20 protein-coding genes and 1 pseudogene are annotated in these 21,758 nt (G+C 66.0%); 8 read left to right on the top strand and 13 right to left on the bottom strand.

Features of this window, described 5'->3' with window-relative positions; all coding sequences use genetic code 11:
- Window positions 1–328 precede the first annotated feature (328 nt).
- From TGR7_RS15610 to TGR7_RS15600, 3 genes are all read left to right on the top strand, one after another.
- Window positions 329–1,972: a sigma-54 interaction domain-containing protein gene (locus tag TGR7_RS15610; RefSeq protein WP_012639642.1), complete on the top strand. Its 1,644-nt coding sequence runs from the start codon at window positions 329–331 to the stop codon at window positions 1,970–1,972.
- Between the two features lie 378 nt (window positions 1,973–2,350).
- On the top strand, window positions 2,351–3,577 hold the full coding sequence (gene fmdA / locus TGR7_RS15605) for a formamidase (protein WP_012639641.1): 1,227 nt from the start codon (window positions 2,351–2,353) through the stop codon (window positions 3,575–3,577).
- A 66-nt stretch (window positions 3,578–3,643) separates the two neighbouring features.
- Window positions 3,644–3,997: an FmdB family zinc ribbon protein gene (locus TGR7_RS15600; RefSeq protein ID WP_012639640.1), complete on the top strand. Its 354-nt coding sequence runs from the start codon at window positions 3,644–3,646 to the stop codon at window positions 3,995–3,997.
- 360 nt (window positions 3,998–4,357) lie between these two features.
- Here the strand turns inward: TGR7_RS15600 and TGR7_RS15595 are convergent, their stop codons facing one another.
- The 9 genes from TGR7_RS15595 to TGR7_RS15555 all read right to left on the bottom strand — a co-directional run bounded on the left by TGR7_RS15595 (window position 4,358) and on the right by TGR7_RS15555 (window position 11,213).
- Complete coding sequence (locus TGR7_RS15595) at window positions 4,358–4,984, bottom strand: TorF family putative porin (protein ID WP_012639639.1); 627 nt, start codon at window positions 4,982–4,984, stop codon at window positions 4,358–4,360.
- A gap of 254 nt (window positions 4,985–5,238) precedes the next feature.
- Window positions 5,239–5,847 (bottom strand): urease accessory protein UreG, encoded by a 609-nt coding sequence (ureG, locus tag TGR7_RS15590; RefSeq protein ID WP_012639638.1) that lies wholly within the window; start codon window positions 5,845–5,847, stop codon window positions 5,239–5,241.
- A gap of 143 nt (window positions 5,848–5,990) precedes the next feature.
- Window positions 5,991–6,752, bottom strand: a complete 762-nt coding sequence (locus tag TGR7_RS15585) for an urease accessory protein UreF (RefSeq protein WP_012639637.1) — start codon at window positions 6,750–6,752, stop codon at window positions 5,991–5,993.
- A gap of 56 nt (window positions 6,753–6,808) precedes the next feature.
- A complete protein-coding gene (gene ureE / locus TGR7_RS15580) occupies window positions 6,809–7,291 on the bottom strand; it encodes an urease accessory protein UreE (RefSeq protein WP_012639636.1) in 483 nt (160 codons plus the stop codon).
- 8 nt (window positions 7,292–7,299) lie between these two features.
- Window positions 7,300–9,006, bottom strand: a complete 1,707-nt coding sequence (gene ureC / locus TGR7_RS15575) for an urease subunit alpha (protein ID WP_012639635.1) — start codon at window positions 9,004–9,006, stop codon at window positions 7,300–7,302.
- A gap of 12 nt (window positions 9,007–9,018) precedes the next feature.
- Window positions 9,019–9,357 carry an urease subunit beta gene (locus TGR7_RS15570; RefSeq protein WP_012639634.1) on the bottom strand — a complete coding sequence of 113 codons (339 nt, stop codon included), beginning with the start codon at window positions 9,355–9,357 and terminating at the stop codon, window positions 9,019–9,021.
- A gap of 104 nt (window positions 9,358–9,461) precedes the next feature.
- The gene (gene ureA, locus TGR7_RS15565) at window positions 9,462–9,764 is read right to left on the bottom strand and encodes an urease subunit gamma (protein WP_012639633.1); all 303 of its coding nucleotides are present in this window, start codon (window positions 9,762–9,764) and stop codon (window positions 9,462–9,464) included.
- A gap of 14 nt (window positions 9,765–9,778) precedes the next feature.
- Window positions 9,779–10,612 (bottom strand): urease accessory protein UreD, encoded by an 834-nt coding sequence (locus TGR7_RS15560; RefSeq protein ID WP_012639632.1) that lies wholly within the window; start codon window positions 10,610–10,612, stop codon window positions 9,779–9,781.
- Between the two features lies 1 nt (window position 10,613).
- The gene (locus TGR7_RS15555) at window positions 10,614–11,213 is read right to left on the bottom strand and encodes a HupE/UreJ family protein (protein WP_012639631.1); all 600 of its coding nucleotides are present in this window, start codon (window positions 11,211–11,213) and stop codon (window positions 10,614–10,616) included.
- A 268-nt stretch (window positions 11,214–11,481) separates the two neighbouring features.
- On the opposite strand from TGR7_RS15555, the gene TGR7_RS15550 reads away from it, so the two are divergent.
- The 3 genes from TGR7_RS15550 (at window position 11,482) to TGR7_RS15540 (ending at window position 13,751) form a co-directional block, all read left to right on the top strand.
- Window positions 11,482–11,769: an accessory factor UbiK family protein gene (locus TGR7_RS15550; RefSeq protein WP_012639630.1), complete on the top strand. Its 288-nt coding sequence runs from the start codon at window positions 11,482–11,484 to the stop codon at window positions 11,767–11,769.
- Window positions 11,770–11,988: 219 nt separating this feature from the next.
- Window positions 11,989–13,344, top strand: a complete 1,356-nt coding sequence (locus tag TGR7_RS15545; protein WP_012639629.1) for a sulfite oxidase — start codon at window positions 11,989–11,991, stop codon at window positions 13,342–13,344.
- Between the two features lie 86 nt (window positions 13,345–13,430).
- Window positions 13,431–13,751, top strand: coding sequence for a c-type cytochrome (locus tag TGR7_RS15540; protein WP_012639628.1), 321 nt, complete (start codon window positions 13,431–13,433; stop codon window positions 13,749–13,751).
- A gap of 93 nt (window positions 13,752–13,844) precedes the next feature.
- Here the strand turns inward: TGR7_RS15540 and TGR7_RS15535 are convergent, their stop codons facing one another.
- The 3 genes from TGR7_RS15535 to TGR7_RS15525 are packed head-to-tail and all read right to left on the bottom strand — an operon-like array spanning window position 13,845 to window position 17,325.
- On the bottom strand, window positions 13,845–15,341 hold the full coding sequence (locus tag TGR7_RS15535) for a glycosyltransferase family 39 protein (RefSeq protein ID WP_012639627.1): 1,497 nt from the start codon (window positions 15,339–15,341) through the stop codon (window positions 13,845–13,847).
- Window positions 15,334–16,359 (bottom strand): glycosyltransferase family 2 protein, encoded by a 1,026-nt coding sequence (locus TGR7_RS15530; protein WP_012639626.1) that lies wholly within the window; start codon window positions 16,357–16,359, stop codon window positions 15,334–15,336. Before TGR7_RS15530 ends, TGR7_RS15535 begins: the two co-directional genes overlap by 8 nt.
- 36 nt (window positions 16,360–16,395) lie before the next feature.
- The gene (locus TGR7_RS15525) at window positions 16,396–17,325 is read right to left on the bottom strand and encodes a lysylphosphatidylglycerol synthase transmembrane domain-containing protein (RefSeq protein WP_012639625.1); all 930 of its coding nucleotides are present in this window, start codon (window positions 17,323–17,325) and stop codon (window positions 16,396–16,398) included.
- Window positions 17,326–17,403: 78 nt separating this feature from the next.
- On the opposite strand from TGR7_RS15525, the gene TGR7_RS15520 reads away from it, so the two are divergent.
- Window positions 17,404–18,987, top strand: coding sequence for a glycosyltransferase family 39 protein (locus TGR7_RS15520; protein WP_012639624.1), 1,584 nt, complete (start codon window positions 17,404–17,406; stop codon window positions 18,985–18,987).
- A gap of 179 nt (window positions 18,988–19,166) precedes the next feature.
- Window positions 19,167–20,679: pseudogene (locus TGR7_RS15515) on the top strand (YifB family Mg chelatase-like AAA ATPase).
- 193 nt (window positions 20,680–20,872) lie between these two features.
- On the opposite strand, the gene TGR7_RS15510 reads toward TGR7_RS15515, so the two are convergent.
- On the bottom strand, window positions 20,873–21,694 hold the full coding sequence (locus TGR7_RS15510) for a c-type cytochrome (RefSeq protein WP_012639622.1): 822 nt from the start codon (window positions 21,692–21,694) through the stop codon (window positions 20,873–20,875).
- Between the last annotated feature and the right edge of the window lie 64 nt (window positions 21,695–21,758).

Raw genomic sequence — 21,758 nt, 5'->3', positions numbered from 1 at the left:
TCGGTTCGGTTGGTCATGGATCCCTGTGGGGAAACGGATGGTCTTCGCTTCGCCCTAAGCCGAATGCAACGGATGTGCCAATGGCAGTGGAATGCGCGTTTAACCGCGTGGGAACAGTCAAAGGATTCACCGGCGCATGAGGTGTCGCGTACCGCTCCGATGAAAGCCATGCCCGATCCGGGTGCAGATGAAGTGTGACGGGCACCCATTGGGCGCATGAACCGTGTCAGTCTTTGTCAAGGAATGCCGGAATGGGCTGGCACGATTCTGGCTGACAATCCGGAAGGCCATCCGGTCATTCAGCATCAATCGCGATTCGGGGAGAGACATGACAGCGACTGCCCTTGCCGGTGGGGACGGTATCAAGCAACAACTCTCGGTGATCCAGGAGATCGCCAAGCTGCTGGACCGGCCGCTGGATCCTCCGCGCACCGTGCAGAGCATTCTCAGATTGCTGTCCCAGATGCTGGGGCTGAACTGTGGTCGCGTACTGGCACCCGACAGTTCAGGGCTGGTGCTGGAGGTGAAGTATTCCTATGGGCTGACCCATGCGCGTCTCGCCCAGGGCGCCTTTTCCGTGGGCTACCACGAGGGCGTGACCGGCTTCGTGATGCGCACGGGTACCATAGGCCTGGTCACCGACATCGATCAGGAGCCGCTCTATCTGCAGCGCATCACGGAGCGAAGCGGCGGGAGCCATTCACCCATTGCCTTTATCGCGGTGCCCATCCTGGAGTCGGGAACGCCCATCGGCGTGCTGTCGGTGCAACGGGAAGGCATCCGTCACCGCGCCTTCGATTCCGATATCGCGGTGCTCCGGGTGGCGGCCTCGGCCATCGGTCAGGTCATGCGCATTCGCCAGTTCCTGAACCAGCAGACCGAGCACCTGATGCAGGAAAACCAGAGTCTCAAGAACTCCATCGTCATGGAGGGCATGCTCCAGAAGAGCCTCTCCCACGGCATCATCGGCTCCAGTGAATCGCTCATGAAGGCCGTCAAGCAGTGCATGCAGGTGGCCCACAGCGAGGCGCCGGTGATGCTGCTCGGCGAGTCCGGTACCGGCAAGGAGAAGTTTGCCCGCATGATCCACCAGCAGAGTGACCGCAGCGAGCACCCCTTCGTGTGCATCAACTGCGCGGCCATCCCGCCGGACCTCCTGGAGGCGGAGCTGTTTGGTTACGAAAAGGGCAGTTTCACCGGCGCGAACGGCGCCAAGAAAGGCAAGATCATGCTGGCCGATGGCGGCACCCTGTTCCTGGACGAGATCGGTGACATGCCCCTGCAGTTGCAGGCGAAGCTGCTCCGGGTCCTCCAGGAGCGCCAGGTGGATCCCATCGGCTCCACCCGAGGCGTGCCGGTCAACTTCAGGCTCATCACGGCCACCCACGTGAACATGCAGGAGCATGTCAATGCGGGGCATTTTCGTCTCGATCTCTTCTATCGCCTCAACGTGGTGCCCGTGTACCTGCCGCCCCTGCGCACCCGGCACGAGGACATACGACCGCTGGCCCTGCACTTCCTCAATGAACTCAATCACCGCTACCGGCGCAACATCACCCTGCATCCGGCCGCCCTGCACGTGCTCGAGCGCTACAGCTGGCCGGGTAACGTGCGCCAGCTACAGAACGTGCTGGAACGGGCCATGCTGATGGTGGAGGACGAGGTGATCGATCAGGAACAGATGACGCGCATCCTGGCGGAGCAGAGTGCGGTGAAGCTGCCCAAGCAGGGTCCTGACAGGCCCGTGGAGGCCGGCATGGCAGAGGAACGCGGCGTGCGCGGCGAGGCATTCTTGACCGGGGCCATGCCCCGGGCCTACCAGTGGGTGCACCAGGATGATGCGCAACGCATCCGCAATGCCCTAGAACAGACCCGTGGCAACCAGGCGGGGGCCGCGAGGCTTCTCAACCTGACGACCCGACAGTTGCGCTACAGAATGGAAAAACTCGGTCTTCGCATGGTCCGTGACTAGCTCCGATTGTGACATAGGCATGCGATAAGTAGGTTTGTCCGGGGTGCAGCAAAACAACAATGTATGACAATGTCACTCAATGTAATCCCGGATAAACAGCTTGTTAGCCTGGATTGCCGGTAATTCATCATGTGATGAATCCATCCTGTTCTTTGCGAAATACTCCCCGGTGAATGTACCGGACCCGATCACGGGTCACGCGGTCATGAGCACGGGTCCTCCATCCCTGTTCCTGCACACCGCTTCTATTGGCACATTTCTGGCTTGAGTACCCGTGTTGGTCCGGGCGTGCAGGTGCGTGTCCGGAGAACATTCCGTCCGGCACAGACAGGTTCTGCGCCCACGGCCTTGCAAGGTACATCTAACCGGAGAACCACCATGCCCGAAACACTGATCAGTTACGATTTCAGCAAGCCACCCGAGGAGCAGGACATCAAGCCACACAACCGGTGGCATCCTGACATTCCCATGGCAGTCCGGGTCAAGCCCGGCGCCGAGTTCCGCCTGCAGTGCTTCGACTGGACCGGCGGCCAGATCGAGAACAACGACAGCGCCAACGACATTCGCGACGTGGACCTGACCAAGGTGCACTACCTGTCCGGCCCCGTGGGTATCGAGGGTGCCGAGCCCGGCGACCTGCTGGTGGTGGACATCCTCGACGCCGGCCCGCTGCCGGATCAGCTGTGGGGTTTCAACGGCATCTTCGCCCGGGAAAACGGCGGCGGCTTCCTGGTCGATCATTTCCCCGAGGCACGCAAGTCCATATGGGACTTCCACGGTATCTACACCAGCTCCCGGCACATCCCCAAGGTGCGCTTCCCGGGCATCATCCACCCCGGCCTGATCGGTACCCTGCCTTCCAAGGAACTGCTCAAGCAGTGGAACGACCGGGAAAAGGCCCTGGTGGACACCGATCCGAATCGTGTGCCGCCCCTGGCGACCCTGCCCTACGAAGAGACCGCCCTGATGGGCAGCATGAAGGGCGAGGAGGCCAAGGCCGCCGCCCGTGAAGCGGCCCGTACCGTGCCGCCCCGCGAACACGGCGGCAACTGCGACATCAAGAACCTGTCCCGCGGTTCCCGGGTGTACTTCCCCGTGTATGTGAAGGAGGCCGGCCTGTCCATGGGCGACCTGCACTTCTCCCAGGGCGACGGCGAGATCACCTTCTGCGGCGCCATCGAGATGGCGGGCTTCATCGAGCTGCGTGTCAACCTCATCAAGGGCGGCATGAAGAAGTACAACATCAGCAGCCCGATCTTCCAGCCCAGCAAGATCGATCCCCAGTTCAAGGACTACCTGATCTTCGAAGGCATCTCCGTGGACGAGGACGGCAAGCAGCACTACCTGGATGCGCACATTGCCTATCGTCGCGCCTGTCTGGCCGCCATCGACTACCTGAAGAACTTCGGCTACTCCGGTGAGCAGGCCTACGCCATTCTGGGCACGGCGCCGGTGGAGGGACATATCAGCGGTATCGTGGACATCCCCAACGTCTGCGCCACCCTGTGGCTGCCCACCGAGGTGTTCGAGTTCGACATCCATCCCACGGATGCGGGCCCGGCCATCGAGATCCCCTCGGGTATCGATACCTCGCGCACCAGCTGATGAAGCATCGACGGATGGCCGGTCTCCGGCCGGCCATCCCGTCTTATACAGGAGAGAAGAGCCGCCATGCCCATCTACGATTATCACTGTGACCAGTGCGGAGAGTTCTCGGTGATGCGCCCCATGGCCGAGTCGGCCCTGGATCACGACTGCCCGGAATGCGGTGAGACCGCACCGCGCATCATCAGCGCGCCGCGCCTGGCCATCATGGACCCCTCCAACCGCATGCGCTGGGAGCGCAACGAGAAGAGCCGGCATTCACCCGCCGTCGCGCGACGTTCCTCCTGCGGCTGCACCGGTGCCCACACCTGCGGCAGCAGCAAGAGCCAGGACAAGGCCAAGCCCGTCGATCCGGAGGCCAAGCCGGCGCTGCGCAAACAGACCAAGAAGACCGCCAGGCCCTGGATGCTGGGGCACTGATCGTTTCCGTATTCCATTGATCTGATGAAGGCGCCCCTGATGGGGCGCTTTTGTTTTGAAAGGCGGTTCTCTCGCGGAGACGCAGGGACGCGGGGGAAATCATTGACCTGCATTCCCCGTGGCTCTGTGGCTCCGTGAGAGGACATGTCTTGAGCAGGCCTGCTCAAAAGCAGCTCTCTCACGGAGCCACGGGGGCACGGGGAACGGATAGGAAAATTTTCTCCGCGCCCCTGCGCCTCTGCGAGAGAATCGTTTTTAGGCTTTTGGCTATGCGTTGAGAGCGACAGGCACAAAAAAGGGGACAAGCCTAAGCTTGTCCCCTGGTCGACTCCTGGGAGAGTCAGGCTTGTGCCTGTGTCATCAGAACTCGATGGGCAGGCTGAAGCTCACCACAAACTTGGGATCGTTGTTGAACTCGCCATCCACGTCATCCACGACCAGACCCAGGGTGAAGCTCAGGTTGTCGTTGTAGTTGTAGCTGACGTCCACGTGGGAGTACTCGAACTCGTGCTGGCCGTAGGCCAGGGTGAAGTCACCCACGTTCACGCCGACCATGGCGTACCAGTAGTCTTCCAGGTCTTCCAGGCCGTAGTGGTAGCTCAGGAAGGCGGGGCCATAGCTCAGGCCCAGGATCAGTTCGGCCACGTCGCCGGGGGAGATTTCAACTTCGGGGTACACGTAGGTGGCGTAGCTGACGTCGATGCCGAAGTCGCCGATCTCGGTGCCGTAACCCACGTAGAGGTCGTACTCGGTGCCCAGAGCCTCGTCACCGGAGGAGGTCCAGATGCCGGCGTAGAAGCCGCTGGCGCTCACGCTCAGGTCACCCCAGACAGCAGCGCCGCCGCCCAGGTCAAAACCACGCCAGTAGTACATGCTGGCGGCGCCGATCTCCGCGGAGACTTCGGTAGCATGGGCGGCCGGGGCCAGGGCGCCAAGGGCCAGGGCGGACGCGACGGCGGTGGAAAGAACCTTGTGCTTCATTTTCATGCGAGTTTCCCTCAAGTACTTAGGTTGATGACCCTTGCGAAACCAGAGCCGAAGCTCGTGACCCGCCGGTTCGAAACAGGGGCTGGTTGGCCCACGTAACGGTAGATGCATATTCAGTGCCAACTAATGGAGGCGTCAGAAAAGCGCAACATTTGGGCAAAAAAACACGCTTTCCATGGCGTGGACGCAACACTTGTAGTTCGTTTTGGGGCGTGGATGTGGATGGTTTGCACTGATCTGGTGCAATAAGGGCTTCAGGGCTGCAGCAGCCCCTGGGTTTCGATGAAGCGCACCACCTGGTCCAGGCCCTGCCGGGTGCGCAGGTTGGTGAACACGAAGGGCCGCTCGCCGCGCATGCGCCTGCTGTCCCGCTCCATGACCTCCAGCGAGGCGCCCACGCCGTCGGCCAGATCGATCTTGTTGATCACCAGCAGGTCCGAGCGGGTGATCCCGGGGCCGCCCTTGCGGGGGATCTTGTCGCCGGCGCAGACGTCGATGACGTAGATGGTGAGATCGGAGAGCTCCGGGCTGAAGGTGGCGGAGAGGTTGTCACCGCCGCTTTCCACGAACACCAGGTCCAGGCCCGGGAAGCGCCGGCCCAGCTCGTCCACCGCCGCGAGATTCATGGAGGCGTCTTCGCGGATGGCGGTGTGGGGGCAGCCGCCGGTCTCTACCCCGATGATGCGGTCCTCGTCCAGCACCTTGGCGCGGATGAGGAATTCGGCGTCCTCGCGGGTATAGATGTCGTTGGTGACCACGGCCAGGTTGTAGCGGGGGCTCATCTCCCGGCACAAGGCCTCCACCAGGGCCGTCTTGCCCGAGCCCACCGGGCCGCCGATGCCGACACGCAGGGTCTGGTTCATGGGTTGAATATCTCCTGTTCGAAAAGCAGTGGATCGAGAAGGCATGCGCCTGCCCAAGTAGGTCGGGCTTCAGCCCGACAGCGATGTTTCTCGGGACGCCGCATCGTCGGGCTGAAGCCCGACCTACGGACGGCCACCGGGTTTCAGCTGCGAAACAAGCGGCTGTACTGGGTCTCGTGCAGGGCGGAGGCGAGCATCACGCCGGGCAGGCCGCCGCCCAGGTCCTCGTCCGGCAGCGCCCTGGCCCGCGCCACCACCGGACCGATGTGTTCGGCCAATTGCATCAGCAGCCGTTGACCCTGGGTCTGGCCCAGGGGGATGAGCTTCACGGCAGCGGCCACCTGGTTCTCGCACCAGGCCCACAGGTAGCCCTCCAGCATGTCGTTGACGGGGACCTGCCAGTGGGCGCAGGCCAGGGCGAACAGGGTCGCCCAGGTGGCGTCCCTGCGCTGCACCCAGGTCTGCGCCGGCTCGACACCCAGGTCCGTGAGCAGGCGTGCCAGGGCACGGCCCTGGTTGCCGTCCTCGGCACGCAGCTCCGAGGTCTCCCGGCAGGCCATGAGCCAGGTGCTCCAGCGGTCCAGGCCGGCGGCGTCGTTCTTCATCCAGCAATCGTGCAGGCGCAGCAGGGCGGGCAGGTCCACGTGGGCGTGCACGTGGTGCAGCTGCGCGCCGATCCAGTCGGCGGCGGCCGCCTCGCTGTTCACCCAGCCCGCCTCCACGGCGTACTCCAGCCCCGTGGAATAGCTGTAGGCGCCCACGGGCAGGGTGGGCGCGATCAGCTGCCAGAGCCGCCGCCGCGCGAGGCCGGTATCCGGGGTCGTCTCTGCTGACGGGGTGAAAGGCGGTTTAGCCACAGAGGACACGGAGGTCACAGAGAAAAGATCATCGGGTGAAACAGCCATGGGTCTGCCTTGAGGTTTTAAACTCAGTGACCTCTGTGTCCTCTGTGGCTAAACAATCAGTGCTCATGGCCGTGTGCGTGATGATGGCCATGTCCGCCATGGCCGTGGGCGTGGCCGCCGGCATAGGCGCCGGCCTCGGGCTCGAAGGGGGCGTGGGTGAAGCCCACGGTGAGGCCCAGGCCGCGCACCATGTCGTCCAGCACGTGGTCGTGCAGGTAGCGCAGGCCGTCGGCGTCGATCTGCAGGACCACGTGGCGGTTGCCCAGGTGGTAGCAGGCACGGGCCAGCAGCAGCGGATCAGTGCCACGCACCTGGCTCACGGGTTCGGGCGCCGCCTCGATACGCACGCGCACGCCCTCGTCGCTTTCCAGCACGTCGCCGTGGCGCAGGATCAGGCCCCGGTCCAGCACCACGCCCACCGGCGTGCCGTCCTCGAACTGGGCGCGGAAGCGGCTCTTCTGCCGGGTCTCGAAGGGCAGGCTCAGGCTGTGGTCGGGGGTCTTGCCGTGATCGTCGCAACGTTTCGTGAAGGTCAGCATGGTCGGTCTCAGAACAGGAAGTAGCGTTGCGCGAGCGGCGCCTCGCTCAGGGGCTCGCAGGTGAGTAGTTCGCCATCCGCGCGTACCACGTAGGTCTCCGGGTCCACCTCCATGTGCGGCATCCAGTCGTTGAGGATCATGTCCTTCTTGCCGATGTTGCGGCAGTTGCGGCTCACGGCGACCTGCCGCTGCAGGCCGAGCTGCTCGGGCACGCCCAGCTCGATGGCGGTGGCGCACATGAAGGTGAGGGACGTGCGGGGCAGGGCCAGGCCGAAGTTGCCGAACATGGGCCGGTAGTGCACCGGCTGGGGCGTGGGGATGGAGGCGTTGGGGTCCCCCATGGGCGCCATGGCGATCATGCCGCCCTTGATGACCATGGCGGGCTTCACGCCGAAGAAGGCCGGCTTCCACAGTACCAGGTCCGCCAGCTTGCCCACCTCGATGCTGCCCACCTCGTGGGCGATGCCGTGGGCGATGGCGGGATTGATGGTGTACTTGGCGATGTAGCGGCGCACCCGCAGGTTGTCGGCCTCGCGGTCGTCGCCGGCCAGGCTGCCGCGCTGGAGCTTCATCTTGTGGGCGGTCTGCCAGGTGCGCAGCACCACCTCGCCCACCCGGCCCATGGCCTGGGAGTCCGAGGAGATCATGGAGAAGGCGCCCAGGTCGTGGAGGATGTCCTCGGCGGCGATGGTCTCGCGGCGGATGCGGGACTCGGCGAAGGCCACGTCCTCGGGGATGGCCGGGTCCAGGTGGTGGCAGACCATGAGCATGTCCAGGTGCTCGTCCACGGTGTTCACCGTGTAGGGCCGCGTCGGGTTGGTGGAGGAGGGCAGCACGTTCGGCTGGCCGCAGGCGCGGATGATGTCCGGGGCGTGTCCGCCGCCGGCACCCTCGGTGTGGTAGGTGTGGATGGTGCGGTCCTTGAAGGCGGCGAGCGTATCCTCCACGAAACCGGATTCGTTCAGGGTGTCCGTGTGGATGGCCACCTGCACGTCGAACACCTCGGCCACGTTGAGGCAGTTGTCGATGGCCGCCGGCGTAGTGCCCCAGTCCTCGTGCAGCTTCATGCCCATGGCGCCGGCCTCCAGCTGCTCGCACAGGGGGTCCGGCTGGCTGGCGTTGCCCTTGCCCAGGAAACCCAGGTTCATGGGGAAGGCCTCGGCGGCCTGGAGCATGCGGTGGATGTGCCAGGGGCCGGGGGTGCAGGTGGTGGCGTTGGTGCCGGTGGCGGGGCCGGTGCCGCCGCCGATCATGGTGGTCACGCCGCTGGTGAGCGCCTCCTCGATCTGCTGGGGGCAGATGAAGTGGATGTGGGCGTCGATGCCCCCGGCGGTGAGGATCATGCCCTCGCCGGCGATGACCTCGGTGCCCGGGCCGACCACGATGGTGACGCCCGGCTGGGTGTCCGGGTTGCCGGCCTTGCCGATGCCCTGGATGCGCCCCCCCTTGATGCCCACGTCGGCCTTGACGATGCCCCAGTGGTCGATGATGAGCGCATTGGTGATGACCGTGTCCGCCACGGTCTCGCCCCAGCGCTGGGACTGGCCCATGCCGTCACGGATCACCTTGCCGCCGCCGAACTTCACCTCGTCGCCGTAGATCGTGAAGTCCTGCTCCACCCGGACGATCAGCCCGGTGTCGGCCAGCCGGACCCGGTCTCCGGTGGTGGGTCCGTACATGTCCGCGTAGGCGGCGCGGGAGATGCGGATGCTCATGGGCTTGGCTCCTCAGGAAGTCTGTTCGGGTTCGTCGGGCGCTGTCGGCAGCGGGCCCATGACGCGCCCCTGGAAGCCGTACACGCGCCGCTCGCCGGCGAAGGGCACGAGACTCACGGTGCGGGTCTGGCCCGGCTCGAAGCGCACGGCGGTGCCGGCGGGGATGTCCAGGCGCAGGCCGAGCGCCGCGTCCCGGTCGAAGTCCAGGGCGTTGTTGACCTCGTGGAAGTGGTAGTGGGAGCCCACCTGGATGGGGCGGTCGCCGGTGTTGGTCACCTGGAAGGGGCGGCCCTCACGGTCGGCGTTGAGTTCGATCTCGCCGTCGGCGAGCAGGAATTCACCTGGAATCATGGGGATGCCTCGATAAGTCCACATTCAAAATTCAACATTCAACATTTAAAGCTCAATGGGACGTGGCCGTTGAACTTTGAATCTTGAATGTTGAATTGCCTTTCTCACCTCACCGGCTCGTGCACGGTGACCAGCTTCACCCCGTCGGGGAAGGTGGCCTCCACCTGGACCTCGGGGATCATCTCCGCGACCCCGTCCATGACCTCGTCCCGGGTCAGCACCTCGCCGCCCAGCGACATGAGTTCGGCGACGCTGCGCCCGTCCCGGGCGCCTTCCAGGATGGCGGCGGAGATCAGGGCCACCGCCTCCGGGTAGTTGAGCTTCAGGCCCCGCGCCTTGCGCCGCTCCGCCAGCAGGGCGGCGGTGAACAGCAGCAGCTTGTCCTTCTCTCTCGGTGTCAGTTCCATGGGTGCTCCAGACTTCAGGTGGACCAGATTCTCGGCGGGCAGGCCGGACGCCCCAGGACCTGCGGGCGCAGGACCGACCAGCTCGCCACCAGGGCCTCCCAGAGGGCCTCCCCGGCCGGGGCCAGCCAGCGGCAGACCAGCAGTCCGCTGCCGGAGGCCGTTTCCAGCAGGGTGCAGCCGGGCCGGGGCCCGGGTGTTTCATTCAGGGCGGTGCGCAAATCAGCCAGCATCGACGGGGTGGCGGGCCAGGCCAGCAGGGTGGCAAGGTAGCCGTGGCCGCCCAGGCCCCACGGTGCCGTGAGGGCCGGGCTGCCGCCCTCCAGGCGCAGGCGCTCGTCCAAGAGGGGCGATTCGCCTGCCCAGACCTGCAGGCCGGCATCCAGCGCGCCGGTGGAAAAATCATCGCCGCTGCCGGGCCGCCCCAGCCCGACCAGATCCCAGGCCAGCAGCCGGGCGCCGGGCGCCAGGTCGAAGCGGTTGTGCATGCGCACCCGGGCGCCGCCGTGCAGGATGTTCAGGGCCGGCAGCCATTCGAGGCTGGCGTCGGCGCCGACCCGGAAACGCTGGGTCTGTCGGGCCCAGGGCCCGGCGGAGCGGTAGAACTTGCCCGCGGCCGGGGTGGTGATCAGGGCCTCTGCCCGTTCGGCCACGTCTACCGCCACCTCCAGCCGGTCACCGCCCACCACCCCCCCGGGGGGATGGATCAGGTAGCTGTGACAGGTGTTGCCCTCGGGGTGGAAGCTGCGCTGCACCCGCAGGGGGCCCTCGTGGCGGCGATGGCGCAGGACGCTGCGCTGCCCGTCCTGCTCGAAGCCCAGTTCCAGTCGGGCCAGCCAGCCCGTGCTCACCTCACACCGTCCAGATCATGACCAGGCCCGCGGCCAGGATGCCGGCGCCGCCGGCGCGCACCAGCATGGAACCACGCATCAGGCCCTGACCGAATCGTCCTGCCAGCAGACCCAGGCCGACCAGGGCGCTGGAGCTCAGCAGGAAGCCCGCCGCAAACAGGGGGGCGGACAGGCCGGCACCCATTTCAGCGCCGTGGGCCAGGCCATGAAACAGCGCGAACAGCGCCGCCAGCCCCAGGCCAAAGGCCGCGGGCAGATTGCGCCCCAGGGCCACCAGGGCACCCACCAGGATCACGGAGCCCAGGATGCCGGTCTCGATCCACTGACCCGGCGCGCTGCCCAGTCCGGCCATGAAGCCCAGCGCCAGCACCAGCAGGAAGATGCCGGCAATGCCGTAGCCCTGACGTTGCAGGGCCCGCTGGGAGGCCCACAGGCCCACGCCGAGCATGGCCAGCAGGTGATCCAGTCCCAGCAGGGGGTGAAGCAGGCCGGCAGCCAGTGCGGAGGACGACGGGCCGGCGTCCAGGCCGTGGCCCGGGTGGGCCAGGACGAGCCCGGGGGCCAGCATCAGCAGGGCGAGGGGGATCAGTCGCGGGGTCATGTCAGGCTCCATCGGGAAGATTCATGCACCATTGCCTAGCAGGAAGCAGGCCAGGCACCGGAAGGCTGCAGGATCTTTGGGTGCGACGGGTTTTGATGCCAGCGGATGTGGCAGGAAACGCACTGGATTGGTGCGCGCGCCCTGTCACGGTGCGCCAACGACGGTATGTGTGCCGGTGGCTCGGCCATCGGCCGGACTGCTACTCTGTGTGTGTGATCCATCTCGCCCCGTGATGACCCACGCCACTTTCAAGACGAGGACACCCCCCATGCGCGACACCCAAGGCCTGGACGATCTGGTCCGAAAACTTGCCGACCTCATGCCGGAACCGGCGAAACAGTTTCAGCAGGAGATGGAGAAGAACCTGCGCGCGGGGCTGGCCAGCGCCCTGCAGCGCATGGACCTGGTGACCCGGGAGGAATACGAGGTTCAGACCACCCTGCTGGCCCGCAGCCGCGAGCGCCTGGCGGAACTGGAGGCCCGGGTGGCCGCCCTGGAGGCGGCGCTTGCACCAGGGCACGGATCGGGTCAGTCGTGGCAGAAAGAGGCCGAATGAGACCAACGGATCGAAAAATGGAATAAACGGAGGGGCAGGGTCATCCTATTGACGCCCCAAAAGGGCTGACCTATAAAAGCTGGGCACTGAGAATTAGACTTAGTCTAAACCAATCAGTGCATTACCAAGTACTCATGTACTCGGCGTCACGGCCCACCAACCGTGGCGACACCACACAACCTGTACAAGCCATTACAACGAGGCTGGAGGGATATCTAAATGAAGAAAACGGATCAAGGTACCTGGGAATGGCTGCGGAGCTACACCCGCGACCACGGCGCGAGCCCCCAGGACATGCAGATTTTCGACGAGGTTTCGTCCCGTCGTCAGTTCTTCGGTCAGGTGGGCAAGGGCGGTGCCGCCCTGGCGCTGCTGGGCTTCGGCGCCGGCACCGAGGCGGCCATGCAGGGCCTGTTCGGCCGGGGCATGATCCCTGCCGCCTGGGCCAGTGAGCCGGTTGAGATCACCGACGAGCAGGCCAAGCACATGCTGGCCGAGTCCGGCAAGGAAGGCCTGATCGTCTACAACCAGCGTCCCATGAACGCCGAGACCCCCGTGCACCTGATGAAGGACGCGGTGACCCCGGCCAAGTATCACTTCATCCGCAACAACGACCTGATCTCCGAGCGCGCCATGCGCAAGGATCCCCAGGGCTACAAGCTGGAGATCGAGGGCGAGGTCAACAAGAAGGTCTCCTTCAGCCTGGACCAGCTGCAGCGCATGAAGACCGTCACCTACCGCGCCCCCATCGAGTGCGGCGGCAACGGCCGTGCCCACTTCGATCCGCCGGTACGTGGCAACCAGTGGCGTTACGGCGCCATCGGCAACTCCGAGTGGACCGGCGTCCCCCTGGCCGACCTGCTGAAGGAAGCCGGCCTGAAGAGCAGCGCCGTGTACACCGGCCACTACGGCGAAGAGCCGGTACTCGGTGACCGTCCGCCCTTCTCCCGCGGCATCCCCATCGACAAGGCCATGGAGAAGCACACCATCGTGGCCTTCAAGATGAACGGCCAGGACATCCCCGCCGCCCACGGTTACCCCGTGCGCCTGGTGGTGCCGGGCTGGTACGGCAGCGCCTCCCACAAGTGGCTGAGCAAGATCGTGATCCGCGACGTCGAGCACGACGGCCGTGGCATGACCGGCTTCTCCTACCGTATGCCCAAGTACCCGGTGAAGCCGGGCGAGCGTCCGCCGGAAGAAGACATGGTGGTGGGCGGTCCCTGGGTGGTGAAGTCCCTGATCACCGGCCCCTCCGCCGACAGCGAGTTCAAGGTGGGTCAGACCATCAAGGTCACCGGCCATGCCTGGGCGGGCGAGAACGAGGTCAAGGAGCTGTGGGTGTCCACCGACTTCGGTCTGAACTGGACCAAGGCCAAGCTGGGCAAGCCCCACAACAAGTACTCCTGGCAGCAGTGGGAGCATGACCTGAAGTTCGCCGGCCGTGGCTACTACGAGATCTGGGCCCGCGCCGTGGACGACAAGGGCAACACCCAGCCCATCGTGCAGCCCTGGAACCCCCGTGGCTACGAGGGCAACATGGTTCATCGCGTCCCCGTGATGATCCAGCCGGCCTGAGCGAAGTCCCTCCCTTAGGCCTTGTGCGGCGGCCCGATATTCGGGCCGCCGTTTTCACTATCAACAAGCAATGAGGAAGTCATCAGATGTTCAAGCGACGCCATCTCCCCCTGTGGCTAACCCCCCCGGCACTTCTGGCCACTTGGCTGGTGGCCTTCAACGTGCCTGCGGGGAACATGATCACCCCGGCCCATGCCGATGAAATGACGCCTGCGCAGTTGTTCAATATCCACTGCGCCGCCTGCCATTCCATCGAACTGCCCCAGACCCAGCGGCTTGGCCGCAATGACTGGAACTGGGTGATGGACGACATGGTCAAGTACGGCATGACCTGGCTTACGCCCGAGCAGCGCGAGAAGATCGTGGATCATCTGGTGGAGAACTACGGACCGGACGCCCCGCGCTGATCGGCGCAGGTATTCGGGAGGACACACTGACAGGCACCTTCGGGTGCCTGTTTTTTTGCCTCGTGTGCCGGTCAGGGACGTCGTCCCGGATCCTCAGGGTGTGACCGTGCCGCGATAGCCCTGCAGCAGGTAGACGTCGAAATGGTGCCCCCAGTCCGGGTGCACCGGGATGCGGATGCGGGCCACGCGCTGGTGGTGTTCAAAGTGGGCCGCGATGGACGGCGACAGGTCGCCGGGCGCGTGCAGCAACAGGAAGTCATCGCCCTGCCGGCCCTCAAGGCTGGTGGTCATGTCGTAATGGTCGCGGATCAGGCCGTCGGGGTTCCACTTCACCACCGTCTGCATGCGCGGCTGCACGTAATACATGAGCTGTGCCGTGAGCATGCGATCGCCGGTCATCAGGGTGGCATCCGGGTGCAGGTCCTGTACGTGGGTGATGGCCTGGCCCAGTTCGGACCAGCCACGCACCCGCTTGTAGGGGTCGGTGCGCGCGGTCAGTTCGATGCCGGCGGCGCGCAGCACCGTGTCGTAGTGGTAGATCACGCCGGCGAACAGCAGGTGGATGGCCACGGTGGCGCCCAGCAGCACGCGGCCCAGCCGGCCGCGCCCAAGCAGCCAGACCACCACCAGCATGAGTGCCGTGAGGTAGATGGGCGCCGACCAGTTGGCGTGCACCCGGGAGGCCAGGCTGATGAAGGACACGATCAGCAGCCAGGGGAGCACGAAGGCGAGCAGCAGGCGGGTCTTCTCGTCCCGCCACAGGGCAGGCAGCCTGCGCAGCAGCAGGAACAGCAGCACGGCGAACAGGATCGGGCCGAACACGCCGAACTGGGAGCCGATGAAATCACCCAGGCCGTCGAGGGACCAGCGGGCACGGTCCACCTGGGAGATCTCCTGGGTGTGCTGGTAGCTGACAAAGCCGGTGGCCGCGTTCCACAGCAGGTTGGGTAGATAGACGAGGAAGGCGAGTAGCGCCGCAGCCCAGGGGCGTGGCGAGGTGATCCAGTGCCGGTGCCGTGGTGTGGCGAGCACGAACACCAGGCCTGAGAGGACGAAGATCACCATGTTGTACTTGCTGAGCATGCCCAGCCCCAGGGCCAGGCCGGTGAGCAGCCACCAGCGCCAGTGACCCTCGTCCAGGGCGCGCACCAGTGCGTAGATCCCGAGTGCCCAGAAGAACAGCAGCGGGGCATCGGTGCTGATGATCATGGTGGACAGGGAGATGGCGGGCATCAGGCCGTACAGGGCCGCCACCCAGAAGGCCGCCCGGGCGTCGAACAGGCGCCGGGTGAGGGCGAACAGAATGAGTGCCGTGGCCGCGTGCAGCAGGGGCGAGGCGAGCTTGATGCAGAACAGGCTGTCGCCGCAGGGGGCGGTGGTCAGGGTGATCAGCCAGGCGATCACCGGCGGCTTGGAGTAATAGCCCCAGTCGGGGGCCTGGGCCCAGGTCCAGTACTGGGCCTCGTCGCCGTAGAGGTCGTAGGGGAAGTTCGCCAGCAGGACCAGGCGATACAGGGTATAGAGCGCCGTGACCGCGAGCGCCGCCAGCCAGTAGCGGCGCGCGTCCTGTGCCGACAGGGCCTCAGCCACGTCCGTGATGCCAGTCGGTCTCGCCGGCCTGTTCGTGCACGCTGGAGCGCACCACGTAGGAGCGTTGCTGCCCCGATTCGAAATAGGTGCGGGCGGTCAGTTCGCTCAGTACGCCGGTGGTGAGTAACTGTACCGAGACCAGTACGCACATCACGCCGACGAACAGCAGCGGGCGGGTGCCGATGTCCGCGTCCCAGAACACCTTGAGCATGAGCAGGTAGCCCAGGATCACGGCGCCCAGGCCGCCGAACACCAGGCCGATGGAGCCGAAGAAGTGGCCGGGGCGGGCCTTGAAGCGCATGAAGAAGTACACCGCCAGCAGGTCCAGGATCACCCGGAAGGTACGGGAAATGCCGTACTTGGAGGCGCCCCGGGTGCGGGCATGGTGCTGCACCACGTGTTCGCGGATGCGTTTCGGCGAGGTCTGGGTGGCGAACCAGGCGGGGATGAAGCGGTGCATCTCGCCGTACAGGCGCACGCCCTTGAGGATGTGGGCGCGGAATACCTTCAGGCTGCAGCCGTAGTCGTGCAGGTTCACGCCGGTGATGGAGCGGATCAGCTTGTTGGCGATGCGCGAGGGGATCTTGCGCCGCCACAGGTCGTCCTGGCGGTTCTTGCGCCAGCCGGCCACCATGTCCAGGTCCTCGTCCACCAGGCGCTGCACCATGCCGGGGATGTCGGCCGGGTCGTTCTGAAGGTCGCCGTCCATGAGGGCGATCACGCTGCCCCGGGCGATGTCGATCCCCGCCTGCATGGCGGCGGTCTGGCCGAAGTTGCGTTGCAGGGTGAGGATGCGCACGTGGTGTCCGAACTGCTTGCGCTGGGCGCGCATGCGCTCGTTGGTGTTGTCGGCGCTGCCGTCGTCCACCAGCACCAGCTCCCAGGGATAGGCGTACCCGGACAGTACCTCGTGGACCCGTTCCACGAAGGGCGCGACGTTGTCTTCCTCGTTGTACATGGGCACCACCAGCGACAGGGTGAGGGGCTCGGTGGTGTCCGGGAGGGAGGTGTCGATCATGGAATTCGGTCTCGTGAGCAGGATGCGCCCGGTATTCTAACGCGTCTGGCGGTCCACGCGCCTGCCCGGCAGCAGGGGCACGAGCAGACCGCCCAGCAGGGTTGAGCCGAGCAGGAACAGGTGCAGGTTCACGGCGCCCGCGAGCGCCGCCTCGCCACTGACGCCAAAGGGCAGCAGGGCGGCCACCACGCCCGCCTCGTAGGTGCCCGCACCGGCCACGCCATGCACGGGCAGCACGCTGGTCAGGTCGCCGGCGATCACCGCCAGCCAGGCGGCGGCCAGCGGCGCTTCCAGAAACAGGCCCAGCACCCAGACGAATACCGCGAGCTTGAGCAGCCAGTTGGCGAAGGTCCAGGCCCAGGCGCGCCAGAAGTCCCCGGCGCTGCCCGGCAGGGCGTCCAGCACCCGGTAGAGCTTGCCGCGCAGCCCGTCATCTCCGGGCGCGCCCAGCCGATCCCGCAAAGCGGGCGCCAGTCGTTGCGCGAACACCAGCGTCAGCAGCCAGGCGGCGGCCAGCGGGACCGCCACGGCGGGACCGAGCAGGTGACTGCCCAGGGCCAGCAGGGCAAACAGCGCGAGGGTGTGCAGGTCCATGAGCCGGAACCACAGCAGCACCGGCACGGAGTGCAGGGCCGGCACGCCGAAGTCCCGGGCCATGAGCACCGGGAAGCTCAGCTCGCCGGTGCGCATGGGCAGCAGGTTGTTGAGCAGGTTGTGGGTCAGCGTCAGGCGCAGGCAGGCCGGGAAGCGGCCGCGCATCCGCGCCCGGTAGTAGTCGTAGACACGCAGCGCGCGCAGCCAGTATGTGAGGAAGGCCAGGACCAGCGCGCCGAGCACGCCCGGGAGCGGGATCTCACGCCAGGGGGCGAGCAGCGGCGCCCAGCCGAAGTACCATTCCACGAACACCACGAAGGCGACGAGGATCAGGATCGCCAGCAGAGTCTTGGGCCGGATCATGGACATCATGGCGTGTGTGGGCGCCGTACTGGTGGCGCAGGGGGGCGGGCGGTTAGACTTTGCACCTTTTGACGGACGAGCCCCGGCATGACTGACAGAACTTCCGGCGATGTGGCCCTGCAGGGGCTTTCCGAGCGCTGGCTCGCGGTGCTGCTGTGTGTGGCGGTGTTCTCCGCCTTCTTCTTCAACATGCACGGCTTCCCGCTGTTCGACCTGGATGAAGGGGCCTTCAGCGAGGCGACCCGTGACATGCTGGCGCGGGGTGACTTCATCGCCACCTATCTCTATGGCGAGCCCCGCTATGATAAGCCCATCCTCATTTACTGGCTACAGGCCGCCTCGGTCACCCTGTTCGGGCTGAACGAGTTTGCCCTGCGTCTGCCCTCGGCCCTGGCGGCCGCCGCGTGGATGCTCGCGGTGTACGCCTTCACCGCCCGGGTCACGGACCGGCGCACCGGGCTTGTCGCCGCGATTATCGGTGCCACGATCTTCGAGGTGAGCGTGATCGGCAAGGCGGCCATCGCCGATGCCCTGCTCAACCTGCTCATCGCCGCCAGCATGTTCGCCATCTACCTGCATTACCGGGAAGGCGGCCGGCGCTGGGTGTATGCCGCGTTCCTGCTCATGGGCCTGGGATTCCTCACCAAGGGACCGGTGGCGGTGGCCATCCCGTTTGCCGCGAGCCTGATCTTCTTTGCCCTCAAGGGACGCTTCCGCGACTGGCTGCGCGCGGTGTTCAATCCCGTGGGCATCATCCTGTTCCTGATCGTGGTGCTGCCCTGGTACGGGGCGGTGACGCTGCGCGAAGGACCCGGGTTCATCCTGGGCTTCCTGCTGGAACACAACCTGGGCCGTTTCCAGCAGCCCATGGAGGGACACAGCGGACCGATCTACTACTACATCCCCGTGCTGCTCATTGGCCTGTTGCCCTGGACCACGGTGCTGGTGGCGGCCTTGTGGTGGGCCGCGCGCCGGGCACGTGGCGATGACCTGCAGCTGTTCCTGCTCATCTGGTTCGTGCTGGTGTTCGTGCTGTTCTCCCTGGCCGGCACCAAGCTGCCCCATTACATCCTCTATGGCGTGACGCCGCTGTTCGTGCTGATGGCCCTGCACCTGGAGCGTCTGAACCTCAAGGGACTGGGCGTCGGCATGCTCGCCGTTCTGCCGGCGCTGCTGTTCTTCGCCCTCATGCTGGCCTTTCCGAGCATCGTCGAGATCGCGGCAGCACAGGTCAGGGATCCCTTCACCGCCGCGCTTCTGAGCGACGTGGACCGGCATTTCGGCCTGCTGTGGTACGGCGTGTTCGGCGTCGCCCTGGCGGTCAGCCTGTGGGCGCTGTTCGCGAGCCGCGTGCACCTGGCCTGGCGCCTCGGCCTGCTGGGCGTGCTGGTGACGGCCTCCGTGGCCGGCCTGTTGCTGCCTACGGTGGCGGCGGTTCAGCAGGGCCCCATCCGCGACGCGGCCCTGGTGGCCCGGGAACGACCCGAGACGGTGGTGATGGTGGGACTCAACAACCCGAGCTTCAACGTCTACGCCCGGCGTCACGTGGAGCGCCGGGATCCGCAACCCGGCGAGGTGGCGGTGACACGGATCACCTCGCTGCATCGTCTGCCCGAGCACGAGGTGCTTTTCGAGCGTAATGGCGTGCTGTTGGTGAAGGTGGTTGATTAGTGCTTGGTACTTGGTGCTTGGTACTTTGTGATAGACAAAGCACAAAGCACAAAGCACAAAGCACAAAGCACAAAGCACAAAGCACAAAGCACAAAGCACAAAGCACACCCCTCCCTTGAGCCCGCAGCGCCCCGGCGTTAGGCTTAATCCATCAAGGACGACACCCCATGGACGGATCCATGAACCTCGCCACCCTGTATGCCCGTGCACTGGACGGCATCCACGCACCGCCGGTCCAGATCGAAGTCCATCTCGCCAACGGCCTGCCCGCCTGCGCCATCGTCGGCCTGCCCGAGGCGGCAGTGCGCGAGAGCCGGGAGCGGGTGCGCGCCGCCCTGATCACCAGCGGTTTCGAATTTCCCGCCCGTCGCATCACCGTCAACCTCGCCCCCGCCGACCTGCCCAAGGACGGCGGGCGTTTCGATCTCGGCATCGCTCTGGGCCTGCTGGCCGCCTCGGGTCAGTTGCCAACCTCCGCCCTGTCGGATTACGAGTTCGTGGGCGAGCTGGGGCTCGATGGCGAGCTGCGCCCGGTGCGCGGGGTGCTTCCCGCGGCCCTGTCCGCCCGTTCGGCGGGGCGCAGCCTGGTGGTGGCGAGGGAGGATGCCGACGAGGCGGCCCTGGTGCGCGGCTGCCGGGTGCTGGCGGCGGGCCATCTGCTGGAGGTGTGTGCCCACCTGCGGGGTGAGACCCTGCTTGTGGAGCATCCCGCCCCGCAAACCGGCGAGGGACAGCATAACGGGGCGGATCTGGCCGAGGTGCGCGGTCAACCCCAGGCCCGACGGGTGCTGGAGATCGCGGCCGCCGGCGAGCACCACCTGCTGATGATCGGCCCGCCGGGCACCGGCAAGACCATGCTGGCCAGCCGTCTGCCGGGGCTGCTGCCGCCCATGAGCGACGACGAGGCGTTGACGACGGCCGCCATCCACGCAGTGAGCGGCCAGCCCCTGGACCTCAAGCGCTGGAAACGGCGTCCGTTTCGCGCCCCGCACCACACCGCCTCCGGGGTGGCCCTGGTGGGCGGCGGTTCCAGTCCACGGCCCGGTGAGATCTCCCTGGCCCACAACGGCGTGCTGTTCCTGGACGAGCTGGCGGAGTTCGACCGGCGGGTGCTGGATGTGCTGCGCGAGCCCCTGGAGAGCGGCGCCATCACCATCTCCCGGGCCGCCCGGCAGGCGGAGTTCCCGGCCCGCTTTCAGCTGGTGGCCGCCATGAACCCCTGCCCCCAGGGTTATGACTGCGATCTCGCCGCCAACTGTCGCTGCAGCCCCGAGCAGATCCGCCGTCAGCGCGCGCGGCTCTCGGCGCCGTTCCTGGACCGCATCGATCTGTCGGTGCAGGTGCCGCGCCTGCCCAAGGACCAGCTGTTCGATACCCAGGGTCCGATGCCCGAGGACAGCGCCACGGTGCGTACCCGGGTGTTGGATTGCCGTGCGCGGCAGCTGACGCGACAGGGCCACAGCAATGCGCTGCTGGACGGTCAGGGGATCCGCATCCATTGCGCCCTGGACGGGGCGGGCCGGGGGGATGCTCGAGTCAGCCATGGAGCGGTTTCACCTCTCCGCCCGTTCCGCCCACCGCATCCTGCGGGTGGCGAGGACCATCGCCGATCTGGCGGGGAGCGAGGGGATTACACCGGAGCACCTGGCGGAGTCATTGACCTACCGGGCGCTGGATCGCTGGCGGATGTAAGACATGAAAGTGCGAAGTGGGAAGTGAGCAATGAAGTTGGAAGTGAGAAGTAGGAAGTGTGAAGTCAGAAAACCCATCATGACGGGTTTTTTCTTTCTCACTTCCCAATTCTCACTTCGCACTTCAGTTCGATCCTTGGCATGAAAAAAGGGCGCTAACGGCGCCCCTTTTTTCATGCCAAGGGATCGAACCCTTACAGGGTGCCGACAAAGGCGGCCAGGTCGGCGATGTCCTGGTCGGACAGGCCGGTGGCGTTGGGGGCCATCAGGGCGGTCTGGGGACCGACCTGCTCGCCGGCGCGGTACTTCTTCAGCAGTTCGGCGATGCGCTCGGGGGCGGTGCCGGCCAGCTTGGGGAAGATGCCCATGCCCTGGCCCTGGGCGCCGTGACAGGCGGCGCAGCTGGCGAACTTGGCCTGACCGGCAGTGGCGTCGCCGGCTGCGGCGGTGGCGGTAGGGGCGGCCGCAGGAGCAGGAGCAGCCGCAGCCGGAGCAGCAGCAGGCGCAGCCGCGGGTGCGCTGGCAGCGGCGCCGTTCACGCGGATGCCGGATTCAGTCAGCAGGTAGGCCACCACCTGGCGCATGTCGTCATCGCTCAGGCTGGGATCGCCGCCCCGGGCGGGCATGGCGTTGAAGCCGTTGATGGCATGGCTCAGGACGGTGTCGAAGCCCTGGCCCATGCGCGTGCGCCATTCGGCCTCGTCGCCCTTGCGGGGGGCACCGGCGGCGCCGGTGTCGTGGCAGGCAGCGCAGACGCCGCGGTAGATGTCGGCGGCGGTGCGGGGCGCGGCAACGGCCTGGGCGTCCACATCGGCGGAGACCACGCGGCCGATGGGCCGGATGCGCTCCTCCACCATGGCCTGGGCGGAGGTGCTCGGTTCGGCCGGGGCACGTGCCTGATCGATCACATTGATCAGGCGGGTCACCAGGAAGATCACGGTCACCAGCAGTACCACGACGCTGATGGCCAGAACGAATTTGGTCGTGAAGTCAGTCTTCTGTTGTGGGTTTGCCACGTTTTCCTCCCAACGCTGTCGCGCCACCGTAGACCCTGACGACAACGCGCAGGACCCCGGAACC

The organism is Thioalkalivibrio sulfidiphilus HL-EbGr7, from assembly GCF_000021985.1.
Taxonomy (GTDB): Bacteria; Pseudomonadota; Gammaproteobacteria; order Ectothiorhodospirales; family Ectothiorhodospiraceae; genus Thioalkalivibrio_A; species Thioalkalivibrio_A sulfidiphilus.
The sequence above is the reverse complement of the archived record's forward strand: the minus strand, read 5'-3'. Positions and strand labels throughout refer to the sequence as shown.

Coding starts and splice junctions, on each gene's coding strand:
- TGR7_RS15525 (WP_012639625.1), bottom strand. CDS start 17,325: ATGATGTCCATGATCCGGCCCAAGACTCTGCTGGCGATCCTGATCCTC.
- TGR7_RS15610 (WP_012639642.1), top strand. CDS start 329: ATGACAGCGACTGCCCTTGCCGGTGGGGACGGTATCAAGCAACAACTC.
- fmdA (WP_012639641.1), top strand. CDS start 2,351: ATGCCCGAAACACTGATCAGTTACGATTTCAGCAAGCCACCCGAGGAG.
- ureC (WP_012639635.1), bottom strand. CDS start 9,006: ATGAGCATCCGCATCTCCCGCGCCGCCTACGCGGACATGTACGGACCC.
- TGR7_RS15600 (WP_012639640.1), top strand. CDS start 3,644: ATGCCCATCTACGATTATCACTGTGACCAGTGCGGAGAGTTCTCGGTG.
- ureG (WP_012639638.1), bottom strand. CDS start 5,847: ATGAACCAGACCCTGCGTGTCGGCATCGGCGGCCCGGTGGGCTCGGGC.
- ureE (WP_012639636.1), bottom strand. CDS start 7,291: ATGCTGACCTTCACGAAACGTTGCGACGATCACGGCAAGACCCCCGAC.
- TGR7_RS15595 (WP_012639639.1), bottom strand. CDS start 4,984: ATGAAAATGAAGCACAAGGTTCTTTCCACCGCCGTCGCGTCCGCCCTG.
- TGR7_RS15550 (WP_012639630.1), top strand. CDS start 11,482: ATGCGCGACACCCAAGGCCTGGACGATCTGGTCCGAAAACTTGCCGAC.
- TGR7_RS15555 (WP_012639631.1), bottom strand. CDS start 11,213: ATGACCCCGCGACTGATCCCCCTCGCCCTGCTGATGCTGGCCCCCGGG.
- TGR7_RS15545 (WP_012639629.1), top strand. CDS start 11,989: ATGAAGAAAACGGATCAAGGTACCTGGGAATGGCTGCGGAGCTACACC.
- TGR7_RS15570 (WP_012639634.1), bottom strand. CDS start 9,357: ATGATTCCAGGTGAATTCCTGCTCGCCGACGGCGAGATCGAACTCAAC.
- ureA (WP_012639633.1), bottom strand. CDS start 9,764: ATGGAACTGACACCGAGAGAGAAGGACAAGCTGCTGCTGTTCACCGCC.
- TGR7_RS15520 (WP_012639624.1), top strand. CDS start 17,404: ATGACTGACAGAACTTCCGGCGATGTGGCCCTGCAGGGGCTTTCCGAG.
- TGR7_RS15585 (WP_012639637.1), bottom strand. CDS start 6,752: ATGGCTGTTTCACCCGATGATCTTTTCTCTGTGACCTCCGTGTCCTCT.
- TGR7_RS15530 (WP_012639626.1), bottom strand. CDS start 16,359: ATGATCGACACCTCCCTCCCGGACACCACCGAGCCCCTCACCCTGTCG.
- TGR7_RS15540 (WP_012639628.1), top strand. CDS start 13,431: ATGTTCAAGCGACGCCATCTCCCCCTGTGGCTAACCCCCCCGGCACTT.